At 66.5% G+C, this 17,660-nt stretch carries 17 protein-coding genes; 6 read left to right on the top strand and 11 right to left on the bottom strand.

Annotated features, from left to right (window positions below; genetic code table 11):
• Positions 1–24: 24 nt before the first annotated feature.
• The 4 genes from AC4D2R_RS17540 to eat form a co-directional block, all read right to left on the bottom strand.
• The gene (locus tag AC4D2R_RS17540; protein WP_490941386.1) at positions 25–1,392 is read right to left on the bottom strand and encodes an aldehyde dehydrogenase family protein; all 1,368 of its coding nucleotides are present in this window, start codon (positions 1,390–1,392) and stop codon (positions 25–27) included.
• Positions 1,373–2,134, bottom strand: coding sequence for a gamma-glutamyl-gamma-aminobutyrate hydrolase family protein (locus AC4D2R_RS17535; RefSeq protein WP_490941385.1), 762 nt, complete (start codon positions 2,132–2,134; stop codon positions 1,373–1,375). Before AC4D2R_RS17535 ends, AC4D2R_RS17540 begins: the two co-directional genes overlap by 20 nt.
• Positions 2,115–3,497: a glutamine synthetase family protein gene (locus AC4D2R_RS17530; protein WP_490941384.1), complete on the bottom strand. Its 1,383-nt coding sequence runs from the start codon at positions 3,495–3,497 to the stop codon at positions 2,115–2,117. The genes AC4D2R_RS17535 and AC4D2R_RS17530 overlap by 20 nt, the downstream gene beginning before the upstream one ends.
• Before the next feature lie 71 nt (positions 3,498–3,568).
• The gene (eat, locus tag AC4D2R_RS17525) at positions 3,569–4,999 is read right to left on the bottom strand and encodes an ethanolamine permease (protein ID WP_490941383.1); all 1,431 of its coding nucleotides are present in this window, start codon (positions 4,997–4,999) and stop codon (positions 3,569–3,571) included.
• A 165-nt stretch (positions 5,000–5,164) separates the two neighbouring features.
• Between eat and AC4D2R_RS17520 the strand changes: the two genes are divergently transcribed.
• Complete coding sequence (locus AC4D2R_RS17520; RefSeq protein ID WP_490941382.1) at positions 5,165–5,935, top strand: FadR/GntR family transcriptional regulator; 771 nt, start codon at positions 5,165–5,167, stop codon at positions 5,933–5,935.
• A 20-nt stretch (positions 5,936–5,955) separates the two neighbouring features.
• On the opposite strand, the gene AC4D2R_RS17515 is transcribed toward AC4D2R_RS17520, so the two are convergent.
• Positions 5,956–6,681, bottom strand: coding sequence for a FadR/GntR family transcriptional regulator (locus AC4D2R_RS17515; protein WP_490941381.1), 726 nt, complete (start codon positions 6,679–6,681; stop codon positions 5,956–5,958).
• A gap of 171 nt (positions 6,682–6,852) precedes the next feature.
• Between AC4D2R_RS17515 and AC4D2R_RS17510 the strand changes: the two genes are divergently transcribed.
• Both AC4D2R_RS17510 and AC4D2R_RS17505 read left to right on the top strand, forming a co-directional pair.
• Positions 6,853–7,407: a gluconokinase gene (locus AC4D2R_RS17510; RefSeq protein ID WP_490941380.1), complete on the top strand. Its 555-nt coding sequence runs from the start codon at positions 6,853–6,855 to the stop codon at positions 7,405–7,407.
• Positions 7,408–7,449: 42 nt separating this feature from the next.
• The gene (locus AC4D2R_RS17505; RefSeq protein WP_490941379.1) at positions 7,450–8,853 is read left to right on the top strand and encodes a GntP family permease; all 1,404 of its coding nucleotides are present in this window, start codon (positions 7,450–7,452) and stop codon (positions 8,851–8,853) included.
• Positions 8,854–9,184: 331 nt separating this feature from the next.
• On the opposite strand, the gene AC4D2R_RS17500 is transcribed toward AC4D2R_RS17505, so the two are convergent.
• Positions 9,185–10,606 carry a dihydrolipoyl dehydrogenase family protein gene (locus tag AC4D2R_RS17500; protein WP_490941378.1) on the bottom strand — a complete coding sequence of 474 codons (1,422 nt, stop codon included), beginning with the start codon at positions 10,604–10,606 and terminating at the stop codon, positions 9,185–9,187.
• 416 nt (positions 10,607–11,022) lie between these two features.
• Here AC4D2R_RS17500 and AC4D2R_RS17495 point away from each other — a divergent pair, with 416 nt between their 5' ends.
• Together AC4D2R_RS17495 and AC4D2R_RS17490 are read left to right on the top strand one after the other, a co-directional pair.
• Complete coding sequence (locus AC4D2R_RS17495) at positions 11,023–11,661, top strand: alcohol dehydrogenase catalytic domain-containing protein (RefSeq protein WP_490941377.1); 639 nt, start codon at positions 11,023–11,025, stop codon at positions 11,659–11,661.
• Complete coding sequence (locus AC4D2R_RS17490) at positions 11,589–12,092, top strand: zinc-binding dehydrogenase (RefSeq protein ID WP_490941376.1); 504 nt, start codon at positions 11,589–11,591, stop codon at positions 12,090–12,092. Before AC4D2R_RS17495 ends, AC4D2R_RS17490 begins: the two co-directional genes overlap by 73 nt.
• Positions 12,093–12,150: 58 nt before the next feature.
• On the opposite strand, the gene AC4D2R_RS17485 is transcribed toward AC4D2R_RS17490, so the two are convergent.
• The gene (locus AC4D2R_RS17485; protein ID WP_490941375.1) at positions 12,151–12,900 is read right to left on the bottom strand and encodes an SDR family NAD(P)-dependent oxidoreductase; all 750 of its coding nucleotides are present in this window, start codon (positions 12,898–12,900) and stop codon (positions 12,151–12,153) included.
• 223 nt (positions 12,901–13,123) lie between these two features.
• Between AC4D2R_RS17485 and cofC the strand changes: the two genes are divergently transcribed.
• Positions 13,124–13,735, top strand: coding sequence for a 2-phospho-L-lactate guanylyltransferase (gene cofC, locus AC4D2R_RS17480; RefSeq protein ID WP_490941374.1), 612 nt, complete (start codon positions 13,124–13,126; stop codon positions 13,733–13,735).
• On the opposite strand, the gene cofD is transcribed toward cofC, so the two are convergent.
• The 4 genes from cofD to AC4D2R_RS17460 are packed head-to-tail and all read right to left on the bottom strand — an operon-like array spanning position 13,732 to position 17,440.
• Positions 13,732–14,715: a 2-phospho-L-lactate transferase gene (gene cofD / locus AC4D2R_RS17475; protein WP_490941373.1), complete on the bottom strand. Its 984-nt coding sequence runs from the start codon at positions 14,713–14,715 to the stop codon at positions 13,732–13,734. The two genes, cofC and cofD, sit on opposite strands and share 4 nt — an antisense overlap.
• A complete protein-coding gene (gene cofE / locus AC4D2R_RS17470; protein ID WP_490941372.1) occupies positions 14,712–15,500 on the bottom strand; it encodes a coenzyme F420-0:L-glutamate ligase in 789 nt (262 codons plus the stop codon). The genes cofD and cofE overlap by 4 nt, the downstream gene beginning before the upstream one ends.
• Positions 15,501–15,502: 2 nt before the next feature.
• Entirely contained in the window at positions 15,503–16,507 is a 1,005-nt protein-coding gene (locus tag AC4D2R_RS17465) for a TIGR03557 family F420-dependent LLM class oxidoreductase (RefSeq protein ID WP_490941371.1), read from the bottom strand.
• Positions 16,508–16,555: 48 nt separating this feature from the next.
• Positions 16,556–17,440 (bottom strand): TIGR03620 family F420-dependent LLM class oxidoreductase, encoded by an 885-nt coding sequence (locus AC4D2R_RS17460; RefSeq protein WP_490941370.1) that lies wholly within the window; start codon positions 17,438–17,440, stop codon positions 16,556–16,558.
• Between the last annotated feature and the right edge of the window lie 220 nt (positions 17,441–17,660).

The following is a 17,660-nucleotide window of genomic DNA, read 5'->3' as shown; positions in this document are numbered from 1 at the left end:
TGCTTTCCTTCTGCTGCATCGGCGTTACGAGCGGGTGGAGATGAAGACGTTCTTTGTTTCGGTGAAGGCGTCAAGGGCGTCGGGGCCAAGCTCGCGCCCCAGCCCCGACTGCTTGAAGCCGCCGAACGGCGTCGAATACCGCACCGAGGAATGGGAGTTGACCGAGAGGTTTCCGGATTCCAGTCCCCGGGCCATCCGCAGCGCCCGGCCGACGTCGCTGGTCCAGATGGATCCGGAAAGCCCGTAGATCGAATCGTTGGCCAGGCGGAGGGCGTCGGCTTCATCAGTGAAGGGGACAACTGCCACAACGGGGCCGAAAATCTCCTCGCGCATCACCCTGTCGGCGGGATCCGGGGTCAGCACCGTTGGCGGGAACCAGAACCCCTTGCCGGTCGGCGCGGTGCCCTGGAACGCGACGGGGGAGCCCTGTGGAACAAAGCCGGAGACGGTGCGGTGTTGGGCGGCGGAGATCAGCGGACCCATGAATGATGCCTCGTCGCGGGGATCGCCGACCCGCAGGGACTTCACTGCGGGTTCGAGCAGCCCAAGGAACTTTTCGTAAACGGTGCGCTGGACGAGGATCCGGGACCGCGCGCAGCAGTCCTGGCCGGCGTTGTCGAAGGCACCCCCGGGCGCGGCGGCTGCCGCTGCTTCGAGGTCGGCGTCGTCGAAGATGATGTTGGCGCTCTTGCCGCCGAGCTCAAGGGTGACGGGCTTCACCTGATCGGCGCAGCCGGCCATGATGCGCTTGCCCACGGCGGTGGAGCCGGTGAAAACCACCTTCCGCACGGCCGGGTGGGTGACGAACCGCTCTCCGACGACCGAGCCCTTGCCCGGGATGATCTGAAGCACCCCGTCGGGGAGTCCCGCCTCCCGTGCCAGCCGGCCGATCCGCACCGCGGTCAGCGGCGTCAGTTCGGCGGGCTTCAGGACGACGGTGTTTCCCGCGGCGAGGGCGGGAGCGAACCCCCAGGCCGCAATGGGCATCGGGAAGTTCCACGGGACGATGACCCCGACAACACCAAGGGGTTCGTGGAAGGTGACGTTGATCCCTCCTGCCACGGGGATCTGCTGGCCGAGGTGGCGTTCCGGTGCGGCGGAATAGTAGGAAAGCACGTCGCGGACATTTCCGGCCTCCCACCGGGCGTTGCCGATGGTGTGGCCGGCGTTGCGTACTTCAAGCTGGGCGAGGTTTTCGAGGTCGGCGTCAACGGCGGCGGCGAACCGGCGCAGCAGCAGTGCCCGGTCGGCGGGTGCAACGTGGCGCCACGTCTCGAAGGCCGTTGCGGCTTTCGAGATGGCGCGGTCGGTGTCCTCCAGGGTGGCGAGGGCCACCGTTTCGATCACCTCTTCGGTGGCCGGATTCAGTACGTCATACATGGTGCCGGACATCCATTGACCTCCCTGCTCGTTCCTTCCGGTAGGTGCGTGCCGCCTCGATGAACCCTTCAAAGAGCCGCAGGTCGCCCGGATTCTGTTCGGGGTGGAACTGCACCCCCAGCACCCAACCGCCCGACGACGCTTCGAGGGCCTCGACGGTTCCGTCCGCCGCTGCCGCCGTCACGCGGAGCCCGTCACCGATGCGGTCGATGGCCTGGTGGTGGTAGCAGGGGGCGCTGGCCCGCGGTCCCAACAGCTTTCCGCTGATGCTTCCCGGTTCCGTCGTGAAGTCGACGCTGCCGAAGACGCCGGGTGCGGGCTGGTAGCGGGCTGCGGGGTTGACGTCCGGAAGGTGCTGGATCAGCGAGCCGCCCAGGGCCACATTGAGGACCTGGGCTCCGCGGCAGATTGAGAAAAGGGGGACCTCCGCGGCCAGCGCTGCGCGGGTCAGTGAAATGTCGTGAACGTCTCGGGCCGGCTGGGACTGCGTCAGGTCGTGCGGTTCGGCCCCGTAGTGTTCGGCTCCGACGTCGGGACCTCCGGAGATGATGAGGCCGTCGAGCAGCTCAACGATCGAAGGGTCGGTGCCAAGGGGCGGAAGGAGCACCGGCGTGCCGCCGGCGGCAACCACGGCCTCCACATAGGTTCCGGGAAGGATAACGGCGTCCGTCCTCCAGGCGCTCCATGCTGCCTCCTGGTAATAGGTGGTCAGCCCAATCCGGGGGCGGTAGGTGTCAGAGACGTTCGAAGACACGCTTGCGCTCCCAGTCCGTCACGGCGCTGTCGAAGGCCTTCAGTTCCACATCGGCCGCATGCACGTAGTGGCCGACCACCTCGTCCCCGAAGGCCTTGCGGGCGATCTCGCTGTCGGCCAGCAGCGCCCGCGAGTCGCGCAGGTTTGACGGAATCCGGTCGGCGTCCGACTCGTACGCGTTGCCGGTGGTGATCGGCTCAAGGGGAAGTTCGTTTTCGATGCCGTGGACGGCTGCGGCAATGAGCGCGGCAGCCGCAAGGTACGGGTTGACGTCCCCGCCGCCCACCCGGTTTTCAACCCGGAGGCCCGCCCCGTGCCCGACAACCCGCAGCGCGCAGCTGCGGTTGTCGAGGCCCCACGCGATCGCGGTGGGCGCGAAGCTGCCCTCAACAAACCGTTTGTAGGAGTTGATGTTTGGCGCAACGAGGTAGGCCAGTTCCTTGAGGGAGGCCAGCTGGCCGGCCACGAAGTGCTCCATGACCGGGCTGAAGCCGTGCTCGCCGTCGCCGGCGAGCACCGGGTTTCCCTCAAGGTCGGTGAGGCTGAAGTGGATGTGGCAGGAGCTTCCCTCGCGCTCGTTGTACTTGGCCATGAACGTGATGCTTTTCCCCTGCTGGGCTGCGATCTCCTTGGCCCCGTTCTTGTAGAAGGCGTGGTTGTCGCAGGCCCTCAGCGCTTCGGCGTACCGGAAGGTGATTTCCTGCTGCCCGAGGTTGCATTCACCCTTTGACGATTCAACAATGAGCCCGGCCGCTTCCATCTCGGTGCGGATCCTGCGGATCACCGGCTCCAGGCGTGCCGTGGCAAGCAGCGAATAGTCGATGTTGTAGCGGGTCGAGGGGGTCAGTCCTTCATAGTTCTTGTGCCAGGCCTCCTCGTAGCTGTCGTCGAACATGATGAACTCCAGTTCGGTGCCGATGTGGGCGCGGTAGCCCAGCGTCTCAAGCCGTTCGATCTGGGCGCGGAGGATCTGCCGGGGCGACTGGCTGACCGGCCGCCCGTCGAGCCACAGGATGTCGCATTGGATCATGGCGGTGCCCTGCAGCCAGGGGACGAGCCGCAGCGTTGAGAGATCCGGCCGCATGACCATGTCCCCGTAGCCGTTCGCCCAGGAGGACATTGCGTAGCCGTCCACGGTGTTCATTTCCACGTCAACGGAGAGGAGGTAGTTGCATCCTTCCGCCCCGTGCTCCAGGACGTCCTCGAGGAAGGACCTGGCTCCGCACCGCTTGCCCTGGAGGCGGCCCAGGGAGTCGGTGATTGCCACAACAACGGTGTCGATTTCGCCCGCAGCCACCTTGTCCCTGAGTTCTTCAACGCTCAGCTGGGCTTGTTGGGCATTTCCTGGCATCTGGTTTGTCATCTGATTCCCGTGACTTCCGTTTCGGTTTCGAGGGGAGCCGGCCGGCACGCGGCGGCCGGCCGGGATTGCCTTCAGCTCTTGAGTTCCGCCTCCGCAGCAGCAAGGCGGGCGAATTCCTCTTCGGGGGCGCCGGCGACGATGCGGTGGCGGCTGTAGAACCAGTAGTAGAGCAGTGCGGCACCAAAGATCGCCGCTGTGATGGATGCCGCAAGCACGTCGACGACGAAGGTCGCGACGACGGCGATCGCGGCGAGGATCAGTGCGACCGAGCTCGTTACGACGCCCCCGGGCGTCCGGTATCCCCGGGGAAGATCCGGTTCTTTCCTCCGCAGCACGATATGGGAGAGGTTGAGCAGGACGTAGGAGACGGTTGCGCCGAACACGGCGATGTTGATGAGCAGGCCGCCGTTGCCGGTCACGGCGGCAAGGATGAAGCCGATGGTGCCCGGGACGATGAGCGCCCAATAAGGGGTGCGCCGCCTGCCCGTCAGCGACAACCACTTGGGGAGGTAGCCGGCCCGCGAAAGCGCGAACAGCTGCCGGGAGTAGGCGTAGATGATCGAGAAGAAGCTGGCCACGAGCCCTGCCAGGCCCGCGTAGTTGACGAAGTCAGCCAGGGCCGTGTTTCCTCCGTAGGCGACGCGCAGCGCCTCGGGGAGGGGGTTGTCGGAGCCGCTCATCGCCGAGGATCCGGCCGCGCCCGGAACCAGGACGAGCATCAGGGCCCCGAAGACCACGAGGATCACGATGGCAGCGATGATGCCGCGCGGCATGTCCTTCTTCGGGTCTGCTGTTTCTTCGGCGGCCAGCGGCACGCCCTCGACGGCGAGGAAGAACCAGATCCCGTAGACGAGGGCACCGACGGCGCCGCTGATGCCCATCGGCAGGAAGGCGCTTGAGGCAGGGGAGCCATCGGGCACGATGTCGAAGAGATTCGCTGCGTTGAAGTGGGGGATCAGGCCGACGACGACAGCGGCAAGGGCCACGACAGCGATGACCGTGATCCCGAAGATCAACCGGAGTGCTTCACCCACACCGCGCAGATGGATCCCCACGAAGATCGCGTAGGTCACCAGGTAGACCGGCCAGGAGTTCGTGAGCCCGAAAAGGCCGAGGGCCTCGATGTAGCCGCCGATGAAGATCGCGATGGCGGCGGGCGCCACGGCGTACTCGATGAGCACCGCCATGCCCGTGGCGAACCCGCCCAGCGGGCCCAGCGCCCGCCGCGCGAACCCGTACCCCGCACCGGCGGCGGGAAGCGTGGAGGACAGTTCGGCCAGGGCGAAGACCATGCACGTGTACATGATGCCCATCAGCACGAACGCGATGAGGAGCCCTCCCCAGCCGCCCTCCGCGAGCCCGAGGTTCCACCCCGCGAAGTCCCCGGAGATGACGTACGCGACCCCGAGGCCTGCCAGCAGTACCCACCCAGCTGCTCCGCGCTTCAGTTGACGGTGCTCAAGGTACCCTTCGTCGCCCGAGGGCGGGTTGGAGGATGACATGGAGATCCCTTCTTCCAAGGGGCTAATGGTCTGTTATTAGTCCATAAATTTGACTTCAGTGTGGTGTACATCACCCTCTGCGTCAATAGGGCCACTTCGCAGATGCCCGCCGTAGTGAGCGGAATATCGCATCGTTGCCGCCGCCGGCCGGAATAGGATGGGGGAATGGAGAAGGAATCGTTTGAGGCTCCCGCCCTGTTTCTCCGCCCCGTTCGGCACGGAAACGCCTTCGAGGAAACCATTGAACGGCTTCTTCGGAGTATCAAGCTGGGATTATTTGCGGCAGGGGATAAACTCCCCGCCGAGCGGGAATTGGCTGAGCTGCTGGGTGTGTCGCGGGCGACCCTGCGCGAGGCCCTGTCAGCGCTCCAGAAGGCCGGATACGTCGAGGTGCACCGCGGCCGGTATGGCGGTACCTACATCTCCAAGCGGGGACCGGTGGAACCGGGGGAGCAGGCCGAGCTCGACCCCGTTGAGGTTGAGGATGTGCTTGTGTTCCGCAACGTCCTCGAACCGGCTGCGGCGTCCCTGGCCGCCAAGGCCCGGCTTTCGCCCGCACAACGCAGGCACCTGCTGGATACGCTGGCCGAGGTGGCCAACGCGACGGCCGATGCCTACCGGCCGAAGGACGCGAGGTTCCACGTGGCTATTGCTGAAATCGCCGGTTCTCCCAGCCTTGCCGCCGCGGTGGCCGACGTCCGCGCCCGGGTCAGCGACCTCCTTGACCGCATACCCTTTCTTGAACCCAACCTTGAGCATTCCAACCGCCAGCACCAGCAGATCGTCGATGCGATCCTCCGCGGCGATGACGAGGAAGCCTACCGAAGAACCCAGGACCACCTGCAGGGAACGGCCTCGCTCCTTCACGGGTTTCTTGGCGTGTCCGGATCGCCGGCATCGCCCTCCCGGTCGGCCGGAGGGAAATCAGTGCGGTAGGAAATGGGTTAACGGCCGGTTCAATCCAGCCCCATGGCGCTCCGGACCTCCGTGAGGATGTGAAGCATGAATGCCTCGGCCGAATTCGCGTTTCCCGCAGCCACTGCCTTCGCGACCCCTTCATGCGCATCGAGCGCCTCAGGGCTTGGATGGAAGGGCATGAGGCCCTGCCGGGTGCGGCCCGTAAGCACCTCTTCGACAATTGCGTCGAGTGCCGCGAACATTTCGTTGCCGCTGCTGTGAAGCAGGAGGCGGTGAAAGGAGATGTCGGCTTCAAGGAACGCGTCAAGGTCGCCTGCCTCCCCTAAACGCCTCAGCTCGGCGGCCAGCTCGGTCAGCTGCTCGCGCTCGGCCGGACCGGCGTGCCGGGCGGCTCCCGCCGCCGCGATCGGTTCGACGGCCAGGCGCAGTTCGGTCAGGCTCCTGAACTGCTCGGCCCGGCGCGCGGACGCCAACCGCCACCGGACAAGCTTGGGATCGAAAACGTTCCACAGCTTCCGGTCCTGCACGACGATGCCCACCCGGCGCCGTGAATAGACGAGGTTGATCGACTCGAGGACGCGCATTGCATCGCGGGCCAGTGTCCGGGAGACGCCGAACTGCTGCTGGATCTCCTCAAGGGTCAGCCGGCGGCCCGGGGCGAGTTCGCCGGCGACGATGGCTTCTCCAAGGGCCTCAAGGACCTGGTGATGGAGGGCGGGCGCGTTGACGCCCGTCAGGGGTCCGGTGTGCGGTGTCTCCGCCATGGCCTGCCTCTCTGTGCTACGCATCGCACCCAACGAGAATACCGACATATTTCGTCAAAGGTATGACCAGTTCGAGGAAAGGTAGTACCAATCAGCCGTGAAGTGCTATCTTGTTGATCGCGGCCACCGCCCGCGGTCCTGCCAAGTCAACGACGCCTTTCGGAGCAGAGCATGGAGCATCCTCCAGTCCACCTTGTAGTGATGGGTGTTGCCGGTTCCGGCAAGACCACGATCGCCACCGCACTCTCGCAACGCCTCGGCTGGTCCATGGCCGAAGCCGACGAGTTCCACCCGCAGGCCAACATCGAAAAGATGAGCCACGGCATTGCGTTGGACGACGAAGACCGCTGGCCCTGGCTGCGGAGCATCCGCGATTGGATGACCGGCCAGGCCCAGGCGGGACACAGCACCGTGCTCACCTGCTCAGCGCTCAAGCGAAGCTACAGGGACCTGCTGGCAACGGCTGACGGCTCAGTCCTCTTCCTCCACCTCACCGGTGATCCGGCACTGCTTGCCGAACGCATGCTCGGACGCTCCGGCCACTTCATGCCGCCGACCCTGCTGCCGAGCCAGCTGGCGGCCCTTGAACCGCTCGACGACGGCGAACTCGCCGCCGGCAGCATGGAACTGGACATCAGCCACACTCCCGAGCAGCTGGTCGAGGAGATCCTTGCGGCACTTAAGCGCCGCAACGGCGGGGGACCGCTGCCTCCCTCGGCGCTGTAATCCCCAATCCGCTAATCACATTCCATTGTCTGAAGGAGATACATGACCATCGAAGGATGGACTCAAACGCTCAGCGCGGGCCCGCTGCTGCTGATCGCCGCCGCGGCAATAGCCGTGCTGCTCTTCCTCATCATCAAGCTGCGCCTCCACGCCCTGCTTGCGCTGATCCTTGTCAGCCTCGGCACGGCCTTCGCCACCGGCATTCCGGCGAACCAGGTGGTTCCGGTCCTCATCAACGGCTTCGGCACCACGCTCGGAACCGTCGCGCTGCTTGTGGGCCTTGGGGCGATGCTTGGACGCATCGTCGAGACCAGCGGCGGCGCCAAGGCACTTGCCGACTACCTGATCGGCAAGTTCGGGGAGCACCGGGCGCCCTTCGCGCTGGGCCTTGCATCACTGATCTTCGGGTTCCCCATCTTCTTCGACGCCGGGCTGGTGGTGATGCTGCCGGTTGTCTTCGCCGTTGCGCACCGCCTCGGTGGAGGCGTCCTCCGGTACGGTCTTCCCGCAGCCGGCGCCTTCTCGGTCATGCACATCTTCCTGCCGCCCCACCCGGGCCCGGTGGCGGCATCAACCTTCTTCGAAGCCAACGTCGGCCTCGTCGTCATCGCCGGCCTGATTGCCGCGCTGCCCACCTGGTACGTCGCCGCCTACCTGTACGGCCTGAGGACGGGCAGGAAACTTGTCCTGCCCGTACCCGAGCTGCTCGGCCACGCCGATGCCGAAGCCGAGGCCCGTCCGCCGCGTTTCGGGACAGTCGTCGGGGTGCTGTTGTTGCCGCTTGTCCTCATCTTCCTCAACACCGGGCTTAACACCGCAGCAGCCTCCGGCCTGCTGCCCGCCTCCGCCGAGGATGCGTCCTGGTTCCAGGTGCTCCGCGCGATTGGTGAGACTCCCGTGGCCCTGCTGATCTCCGTCCTCGTGGCAATGTTCGTCCTGGGCAAGCGCCGGGGCACCAGCGGAACCACCCTGGAAAAGCTCCTTGAGTCCTCACTGGGCCCGGTCTGCTCGGTCATCCTCATCACCGGCGCCGGCGGAATGTTCGGCGGGGTCCTTCGCACCTCGGGCATCGGTGCGGCGCTGGCGGACGTGCTGGGCGGGGTCGGCATCCCCCTGATCGTCGCGGGCTTCATGATCTCCGCGATCCTGCGCATCGCGCAGGGTTCGGCAACGGTCGCGCTGACGACGACCGCCGGCCTCATCGCTCCGGCAGTCGCGCAAGCGGGCTTCAACGGCATGCAGGTGGCGGCGCTGGTGATCGCGGTGGCCGCAGGCTCCGTTGTTGTCTCCCACGTCAACGACTCGGGATTCTGGCTTGTTGGACGTTTCTTCGGCATGGACGTCAAGACAACCCTGATGACCTGGACCGTGATGGAGACGCTCATCGGCGTGATGGGCTTCATCATTGCCGCGGCAATCTTCGGGCTCGCCGGCCTGGCCGGGTAGCGCCGCCGCCAACGCCACTTCCGACAGGAGCGGCCCGGAACCCGCCTTCAGCGTGGGTTCCGGGCCGCTCTTTCCGTGTGCCGGCCGGGCGTCAGAGGCGTGCGGAGGGGAATACGGCCAACCCGGCGGCGACGACGTGTGTCGCCGGCTGCGCGGCGGCACCGGACGCCGCCACCTACCAGGGCAGGAACCGCTGGCGGAAACGGCGGAATGCGAAGCCCCGCGCGTTCCGCCGCGAATGCAGAAGGGGCGCTCCCGGTGGTTGATCCGCCGGGAGCGCCCCTCATCTACTGTGATCTACTGTGCTGTTCGTTCAGTTGGTGCCTACGGCTCAGAGGCCGTACTTCTCAAGGAGCCGCAGCCAGACTTCACTGACCGTCGGGAACGACGGAACCGCGTGCCAGAGCCGATCGAGGGGGACCTCGCCGGCAATAGCGATCGTGGCCGCGTGAAGCATTTCGGCCACCTCCGGTCCGGCGAAGGTCGCACCGATGATGACCTTGCGGTCCTCATCGACGACCATCTGCGCCCAGCCCTTGTATCCCTCGGAGTGGAGTGCGGAACCGGCGACCGCGATCGGCAACGAGATCTCCGAGGCGTTGACGCCGTCCTTCTGCGCCTGCTCGAGCGTCCGTCCCGCCATGGCGATTTCCGGATCGGTGAAGACCACCTGCGGCACGGCGTAGGAGTTGGCCGTCGAAGCGTACTTGCTCCACCGCTCAACATCGTCACCGAGCGTACCGGCCGCGCGGGCGGCGATTGCGTCACCGGTGGCACGGGCCTCGTACTTGCCCTGATGGGTCAGCATCACCTTGTCGGCCGCGTCACCGAGGACATACAGCCAATCGCCGGCGCTGCGGACCCGCCCCGTGTCATCGGAGGGAAGTCCCTTTGGGCTGAGCCCGAGATCCTCAAGGCCGAGCCCGTCCAGCGCCGGCCGGCGGCCGGTTGCCACGAGCAGCTTCTCGGACTGGATCGTCTCACCGCTGTCGAGGGTGACGGTGACGGCATTCTCGCCGTTCTTGGCGACGTTCCGGACGCCGGTGCGGGTCAGGACACGGATCCCTTCCTTTTCAAGGGCGTTCTTCACGATTTCGGTCGCCGGTGCCGGGAACCCGCCGAGGATTTCCGAGCGGGCGATGATCGTTACCTTCGTGCCGAGCCGGGAGAAGGCCTGGGCCAGCTCCGTGCCGGCCACGCCTGCTCCGATGACGGTGATCGACTCCGGGACATCATCAACTGCCACAAGCTCGCGGGTACCCCAGAACGGGGTCTCATCGAGCCCTTCAATGGGGGGAACCACGGGAACGGATCCTGTGGCGATCACCACAGCCTGACGGGCCTGGAACGTCGTGACCGTCCCGTCCTGGGCCGTCACCTCAACCTCACGCTCACCGGAAATGCGCCCGTAACCGCGGGCCAGGGTGATTCCCTGCTGTGCCACCCACTGCGCCTGACCCGAGTCGTCCCAGTTGGCCGCGAAGGCGTCGCGCCGGGCGAACACCTGCTCCGCATTGAGGGATCCGGTGATGGCTTCGCGCGCTCCCGGCAGGGACTGGGCCGTGGAAAGGGCCACGCCGGATCGGATGAGCGCCTTGGAAGGCATGCAGGCCCAGTATGAGCACTCGCCACCGACCAACTCGGACTCGACCAGCACCGCGGTCAGACCGCCCTTGACCGCGCGGTCTGCGACGTTCTGTCCGACCGGACCGCTGCCGATGATCACAACGTCAGTCGTCTGTACTTCAGTCACTATCAATAACCTTCCACAATGTTGAACCGGGCGCACCCGGCTCACCTGGATCCGTATCCCGGACCCGAAATTCTTCTGTTTGCCGCCCCCGGCCTCTCGGCCGGTCGGCACTTCACGGGCGCGGACTGCCAGCGCCTACCCGCAACGGGATGCAGCACCCCGTCTATTCCTCCAAAGAACCCACGTCCAAACACGTGGAATCCGGGAGGAAACGCACTTTCATTGGTGTATTTGTATTTGCGTAGTCTCCAACTGTTAGGGCACTAAGAAAATTCCCCGGACCGTCGTGCCTGCATCTCTGCGGCGCCGGCCCGACCGGTGGCGTCGTCCGATGCCTGTCCGGGCGGTGTCCGCCGGCCAACGCGGATACGTCCCAGCCCTGTTGCTGTGCCGGTTACTGGGGGACCATGACTTTCATGAAACCCAACGCCTCACCCCCGCCGGGCAATCCAGCCCGCACCATGACGGCTTGGACCACCAGCGGTGACGGCATCGAGAAGCTCTCGCAGGGCCGGGTGCCCTTGCCGGAACCGGGTCCGGGGGAAGTCCTGGTCAACATCGCGGCCCTGTCACTTAACTACCGGGACCTGCTGGTCGTCAACGGCGTGGACGGCTGGAAGCCTGCGGGGGCTACGGTGCCTATCTCCGATGCCGTCGGCACTGTTGTGGGAGTGGGTGAGGGGGTGGTTCGATTCGCCGTTGGGGATAGCGTGTCGGCTCTGTTCCTTCCCCGATGGCGATCCGGCCCGCTTACCCGCGAAACGTATGTGTTGCCTACCGGCGGGCCCGTCAACCGGGGAATGCTTGCCGAGTATGTGGTCATCGACCAGGAGGAGGCTGTGCGCACTCCGCGCAGCCTTGACGCGGGGCCCGCCGCAGCACTCCCGATCGCCGCCCTCACCGCCTGGCATGCGGTGGCACGCCGCAGCCGCGTCCAGCCAGGACAGACGGTACTCATCCACGGCACGGGGGGGGTGTTGCCTTGTTTGCGCTGCAGTTCGTCGTCGCGCGCGGTGGCATCCCCATCATCACCTCAAGCAGCGACGACAAGCTGAGCAAAGCGCTCGCGCATGGTGCGGCCAGGGCGATCAACTACAAGAAGACCCCAGACGTCCCCGCCGAAGTGCTGGAGTTCACGTCGGGGGAGGGGGCCGACCACGTCCTTGAGACGGTGGGGGGCGAAAACCTCAACCAATCCCTCGAAGCCGTCAAAATCGGGGGGACAATCAGCTTCGTGGGGCTCATCGCCGGCCTCGCTGCGCAGGTGAAGACGTACGAGTTTGTCACGAAGAACGTTGACCTTCACGGGATCGAGACCGGATCGCGCGACATGTACGTGGAGATGGCCCGTTTCGTCGACGAGCGCGGAATTCGGCCCGTGATCGACTCCACTTACCCGGTCCACAGGGTCCAGGAAGCGCTCCACCACCTCGAAGGGGGCGGGCACTTCGGCAAGATCGTGATCGTGTTCCCCACCCCCCGCTGATTCCTCAGCCCGGACCGGCGTGGCCGGTCCGGGCTGAAGCCCCCCGTTCGTGGGTTGATCAGGCTCCGTAGCCACCGTCGATGTTCAGGACGGTGCCGGTGACGTAGGACGCCCCGGGGCTGGCGAGGAAGAGGACGCCCGCGGCGATCTCCTCGGGACGGGCGAAGCGGCCCAGGGCCGTGTACGAGTTGAAGACCTCGGCCATGTCGCCGGTTTCCGGGTTCATCTCGGTGTCGGTGTAGCCGGCCTGGAGGACGTTGATGTTGATGCCCCTTGCCGCGAGGTCGCGCGAGGCACCCCTGCTGAAGCCGGCGAGTGCGGACTTGGCGCCGGCGTAGTCGGCCAGTCCCGGCGAGCCGACGCGCGTGCCGACGCCCGAGCCGATGCTGATGATGCGCCCGCCCTCGGGAAGGTGCGGGATGGCTGCGCGGATAGCCGCGACGATGTTGGTGTAGTTGATGCGATGCTGGCGTTCGATGGCGTCGAAGTCCTCGAATTCGCTGGCCACCGGAGCCCACACGGTGATGCCGGCGTTGTTGACGAGGATGTCCAGCTTGCCGAAGTGCTCGACGACGCGCTCGATCAGTGCAACAGCCTGGGCCTGGTCGGACTGGTCGGCCTGGAAGGCGGCGGCGCGCACGCCGTCGGCCTGGAGTTCGGCGACGGTCTTCTCGGCCGATTCGGTGTTTCCGGCGTAGCTGATGGCCACGTCCGCTCCGGCCTTCGCGAAGGCCCGCGCCGTCGCTCCGCCGATGCCGCGGCTTCCGCCGGTGACGAGTACTACTTTGCCTGCAAATTCCTGTGACATGTTGAGTGAATCCGATCCGGGCGGTGCCGCCCAAGTTATTGACTGACAAATACAAAACCCGCGGAAGTGGGATAATATTCCCAGCGGTATAAAAATTTTGATGGCGGCATCGGCGAAGCGTGTGGCCGGCGGGGCGGGTCCTCCGGTTTGATCCGCAACGGCCCCCACGGGGAGGCCCGACCCGGCGAAATCGTAGGGTTCAGTGCAACAGATAGGAGAGGTCATGGCGTGGAGCGTTGTGGTCCCGGTAAAGACCCTCGATGTCGCGAAGTCCCGGCTCCGGGACCGGCTCGACGGTGTGGCGGATCTCGCCCTCGCGTTCGCCCTGGATACGGTCGCGGCGGCCCAGCAGAGCCGCTCCGTCGCCCGGGTTGTCCTCGTGACAAACGACGACCGCGTGCGGGCGGCGGTCCCTGCGGGAGTGCAGGTGGTTTCGGACCCGGGCCGGGGACTCAACCCCGCGGTATCCGCAGGCCTGAGGTACCTCGGACCGGGGTGGGCCGCAGTATTGACCGCCGACCTGCCGGGACTGACGGGGGCCGATGTCGACGCCGCTTTGGCGGAGGCCTGCCGGTTCGAGCGGTCGATGGTGACCGACCACTCCGGTCAGGGAACCACTCTTTTGGCTGGACGCGCCCTGGACCTGCATCCCCAGTTCGGTGCGGGGTCGCGGCGGCGCCATGAAGGGCGCGGACATACGGTGCTGGACGTTCCGCTTTCGTCGCCGCTGCGCTGGGATGTCGACACCCCGGGCGACCTGGCCCACCTGCTGCGCGGTGGTGTTGGTCCGGAGACAACGCGCGTCATTGCGGCCCTCGAGGGAAGGGCCGCCTAGGCTTCGCGGGCAACGGCGGCGAGGCAAAGCGCTGCAGCCACCATCTCCGCGGACGCTTCGTCGCTGCTCATCCACAGGGGGACAGCCCGAGCGGTGATGCCGGCATCCTTCAGCGGAGCCAGGGCGGCGTCATCGGTTGTATCAACCAGCCACCCGTCAAGGATCCCGCCGGCGGAGCGCGGACCGTAGGAGAGACCGACGGCTGCAGCCGAAACCTCAACCCCGACAGTGCGCAGGCACAGTTCGGCCATGCCGCGGACTGCGGCGCCGCCGATGATGGGCGAAACCCCGACGACCGGAGCCGGGCTATCCCGGAGGGCCTGGGCAATGCCGGGCAGGGTGAGGATCGTGCCGATCGACACAACGGGATTTGAGGGCGCGAGCAGCACCACGTCGGCCGTGGCAATCGCCTCAACGGCGGCAGGAGCGGCTGATGCGGACTCAAGTCCCCGTTGAATGAACCGCCGCGTGGGAAGAGCGCCGCGGTGGCGCACCCACCACTCCTCGAAGTGGATCAGCCGGGTCCGCCCGTCCTCGTCCGTGACTTCGACGTGCGTCTCAACCTCGTCGTCGGTGGCCGGAAGCAGCCGGATCCCGAGGTTCCAGCGGGCGGCGAGCCGTTCGGTGACCTGCGTAAGTGAGAGTCCTTCCCGGAGCAGGGCGGTGCGGGCTATGTGGGTGCCGAGGTCGAGATCCCCCAGGGTGAACCAGGGCCAGCCCACGCCATAGGCGGTGAGTTCGGCGCTGACCCGTTCGGACTCCCCGGCCCTTCCCCAGCCGCGCTCGGCGTCGTTGGCCCCGCCGAGCGAGTACATGATCGAATCGAGGTCGGGGCAAACCCGCAGCCCGGTCAGCCATGCATCGTCCCCGGTGTTGGCGACGACCGTGATGTCCAGGTCCGTTGTGGCCGCCAGTGCCCGGGCGCCGCGGACGAAGCGCGCGCCGCCTACCCCGCCGGCGAGGATCGTCAGTTTGCTCATTGGGCAGCCTCCTTCAGGGCCGCCGCGAGACCTGCGGCGTACCCGGCGGCGTAGGCTTCATTGGATCCCTGCCGGAACATGTCCTCGGCGGGCGGCCGAACCAGGCTCCGCGCCCCCGGGGTCCGCGTCAGGGCGTCGTCGTCGACCACCAGGTGGGAAAGTCCGCGCACCACTGCCACCGGGATCCCGGCTGCTTTGCCCTTGACCAGGTCGGCTGCCGCGGCGATCTCATCGGCCACCGCGGGCATCGACACCTTGAGGAGGTTGCCGGCGCTGTCCCGGGTGCCCCGAAGATCCTCAAGCACCTCGACTCCTGCCGCTCCAATCGCCGCATCGGTCTGGCCCTGCCGCCAGGCCCGGCCAAGCGTGTCGGCCATGATGACCCCCACGCGCACGCCCGGCGCGCGCCGCAGCTCGGTGCAGAGCCGCAGTGCCGAGGCGTCAGGATCGATGGGCAGGAGCAGGACCGTTCCGGCCGCAGTGTTGCTTGTATCGACCCCTGCCGCGGCCGCGACAATTCCGTTGCGGTTTTCGACGATGCGCGTAGTGCCGCCCGGGTGGTGCCTTGTGGCAACCACCCTGACGGTTTCCCGGGTGATTGCCTCCTCGCGGTCGGCGGCCGGGATGATGCGTCCTTCGGCCTTCGAGAAGATCTTCGAGGACACCACGAGGATGTCGCCGTCGAGTAGACCGCCGGCCGCGGCAACGCGGATCACCTCCGCCAGATCCGTTCCTTCGGTGATTTCCGCGATGCCCTCAAGCGGGAAGATCGTCAGAGGCTGCATGTTCACCACTTCAGGGCGGGAAGGACGCTCCGGGAGAACTCGTCGATCCATTCCCGCTGGTTTCGGCCGACGTTGTGCAGGTAGATGGTGGTGAAGCCGATGTCGATGAAGCGCTGAATGTGGGCCCGGTGGACGTCGGGGTCGGCGGAGATGACCATGCGGCCTTCGAAGTCCTCCGGCCGGACCAGCTTCGCCATCTGTTCAAGCTCGAAGGGCGACCGGATGTCCCCCTTGGGGAACTTCATGCCGCCGTTCGGCCACTCAGTCAGTGCATTGGCCATGGCCTGCTCATCCATATCTGCCCAGCTGAGGTGGAGCTGGAGCACCTTGGGAAGGCTGCCCGGGTCCTTTCCCGCCTCAACCGCCCCCGAATGGAACCGCTCGAACAACATCTCAATCTTCTCAAGCGGCGCCCCCACGGTGATGAGCCCGTCGGCGTGCTTGCCTGCACGCTTTGCGGTGACGGGTCCGGCCGTCGCGACATGGATTTCCGGAGGCACATCGGGCATCGTCCACAGCCGCGTCGATTCCATCTTGTAGTACTGGCCGTTATGCCGGACGTCCCTGCCCGCCAGGGACGCGGTGAACAGTTTGTTGATGATCTCGATCGCCTCGAACATCCGGTTGATCCGCTCAGGAACCTCCGGCCAGTACCCCCCGACAATGTGTTCGTTGAGCGCCTCGCCCGATCCCAGCCCGAGCCAGTGCCTTCCCGGGTACATTGCGGCAAGGGTGGCGGAGGCCTGGGCCACCATGGCGGGATGCCAACGGAACGTTGGAGTGGTGACCCCGGGACCGAAGCTTCCCCTGGTGCGCTCGCCGACGGCGGCAAGAACGTTCCAGACAAACGAGGAGTGCCCCTGCGCCGGCACCCACGGCTGGAAGTGGTCTGCGGCCATCACGCCGCTGAACCCTCTTTCCTCGGCGTAGGCCGCGAGAGCCACCGCTTCGGTTGGATGGAACTGCTCGAGCATTGCGGCATAGCCGATGTTCGATCGAGGGGTCATCAGGTCACCTTTTCGTCGGGGGTGGGCGCTGCGCAGGGGGTCCGGGTTCTACCGGCTGGCCAGCGGTGACAGCTCGCGCCACTGGGCTGTGGGGAGACCGCGTTCACCGGACATCACGTGCAGGGCCACATGGTCGGCTCCTGCAGCATGGTGCTCGGCGATGCGCTCCGCGACCTTGTCGACGCTGCCCCAGGCGACGGTCGCGTCGATCAGGCGGTCGCTGCCGCCGGGAACGAGGTCCTCGTCGGTGAAGCCCAGCCGGCGCAGGTTTGCCTGGTAGGCGGGGAAACCGATGAACATGCCGACGCCGCGGCGTGCGATTTCGCGAGCACGCGCCGGATCGCTCTCAAGGACGACGCCGAGGTGTGGTGCGATGAGGGCATCGCTGCCGAGGGCCTCACGGTAGCTGGCGTTCGATTCAGCGGTCACGAGGAAGGGATGGATCCCTGCCGTGCGGCGCCCGGCGAGCTCAACCATCCGCGGCCCGAGCGCGCCGAGCAGGCGCTGCTGGCGGGGGAGTGCCGGGACCGCGCCGTCAATCATGTCCAGGTACTTGTTCATCTCCCTGATGGGGGTGGTGAAGTCCTTTCCGACGGCGGCGGCCGAGTGGGGGTTGCTGACCCCGAATCCGCTCATCAACCGGGGCCCGAACTTTCGGGTCAGGCGGTCGTGCTCGGCCGGTGCGGCATCGGCGTCCGTGCCCCAGATGCTCATGACACCGAAGGCGACGGCCGCTTCAGCGCCGGCTCCGAGCATGCGCTCCGAGGCGGACCACATCCCCGGGCCGCCGGCGCCGACGAGCCAGATGGCGCCCCAGCCCTGGGAGTGGAGCTCGGCAGCAACCTCTGCCCCTGCTGCAGGTTCGACCCCGCTCAGCTCGACGCTCCAAATGCCGACGGTGCCGAGATCAACAGGCGCGTTCTGGGAATTCAAAATAGGTCTCCATTGTCCAGGTGCCGGCACGGCGTCTATGGCCGGCCAGCCCGTTTGGTGTTTGTGGTTGTGGGCGGAGGGTTGAAGGTCCTCGGCGGGGTGCCCTGGTCCGGGTTTGTGGGTGTCAGGCGGTCCAGCCGCCGTCGTTGGAGATGGTGGCTCCGGTGAGGTAGTTCGCTGCGTCGCTGGCGATCCAGGCGACGAGGGCTCCGACGTCGGC

It is taken from the genome of Arthrobacter sp. TJ-217, from assembly GCF_058269255.1.
This window is presented reverse-complemented; position numbering and strand designations above follow the sequence as displayed.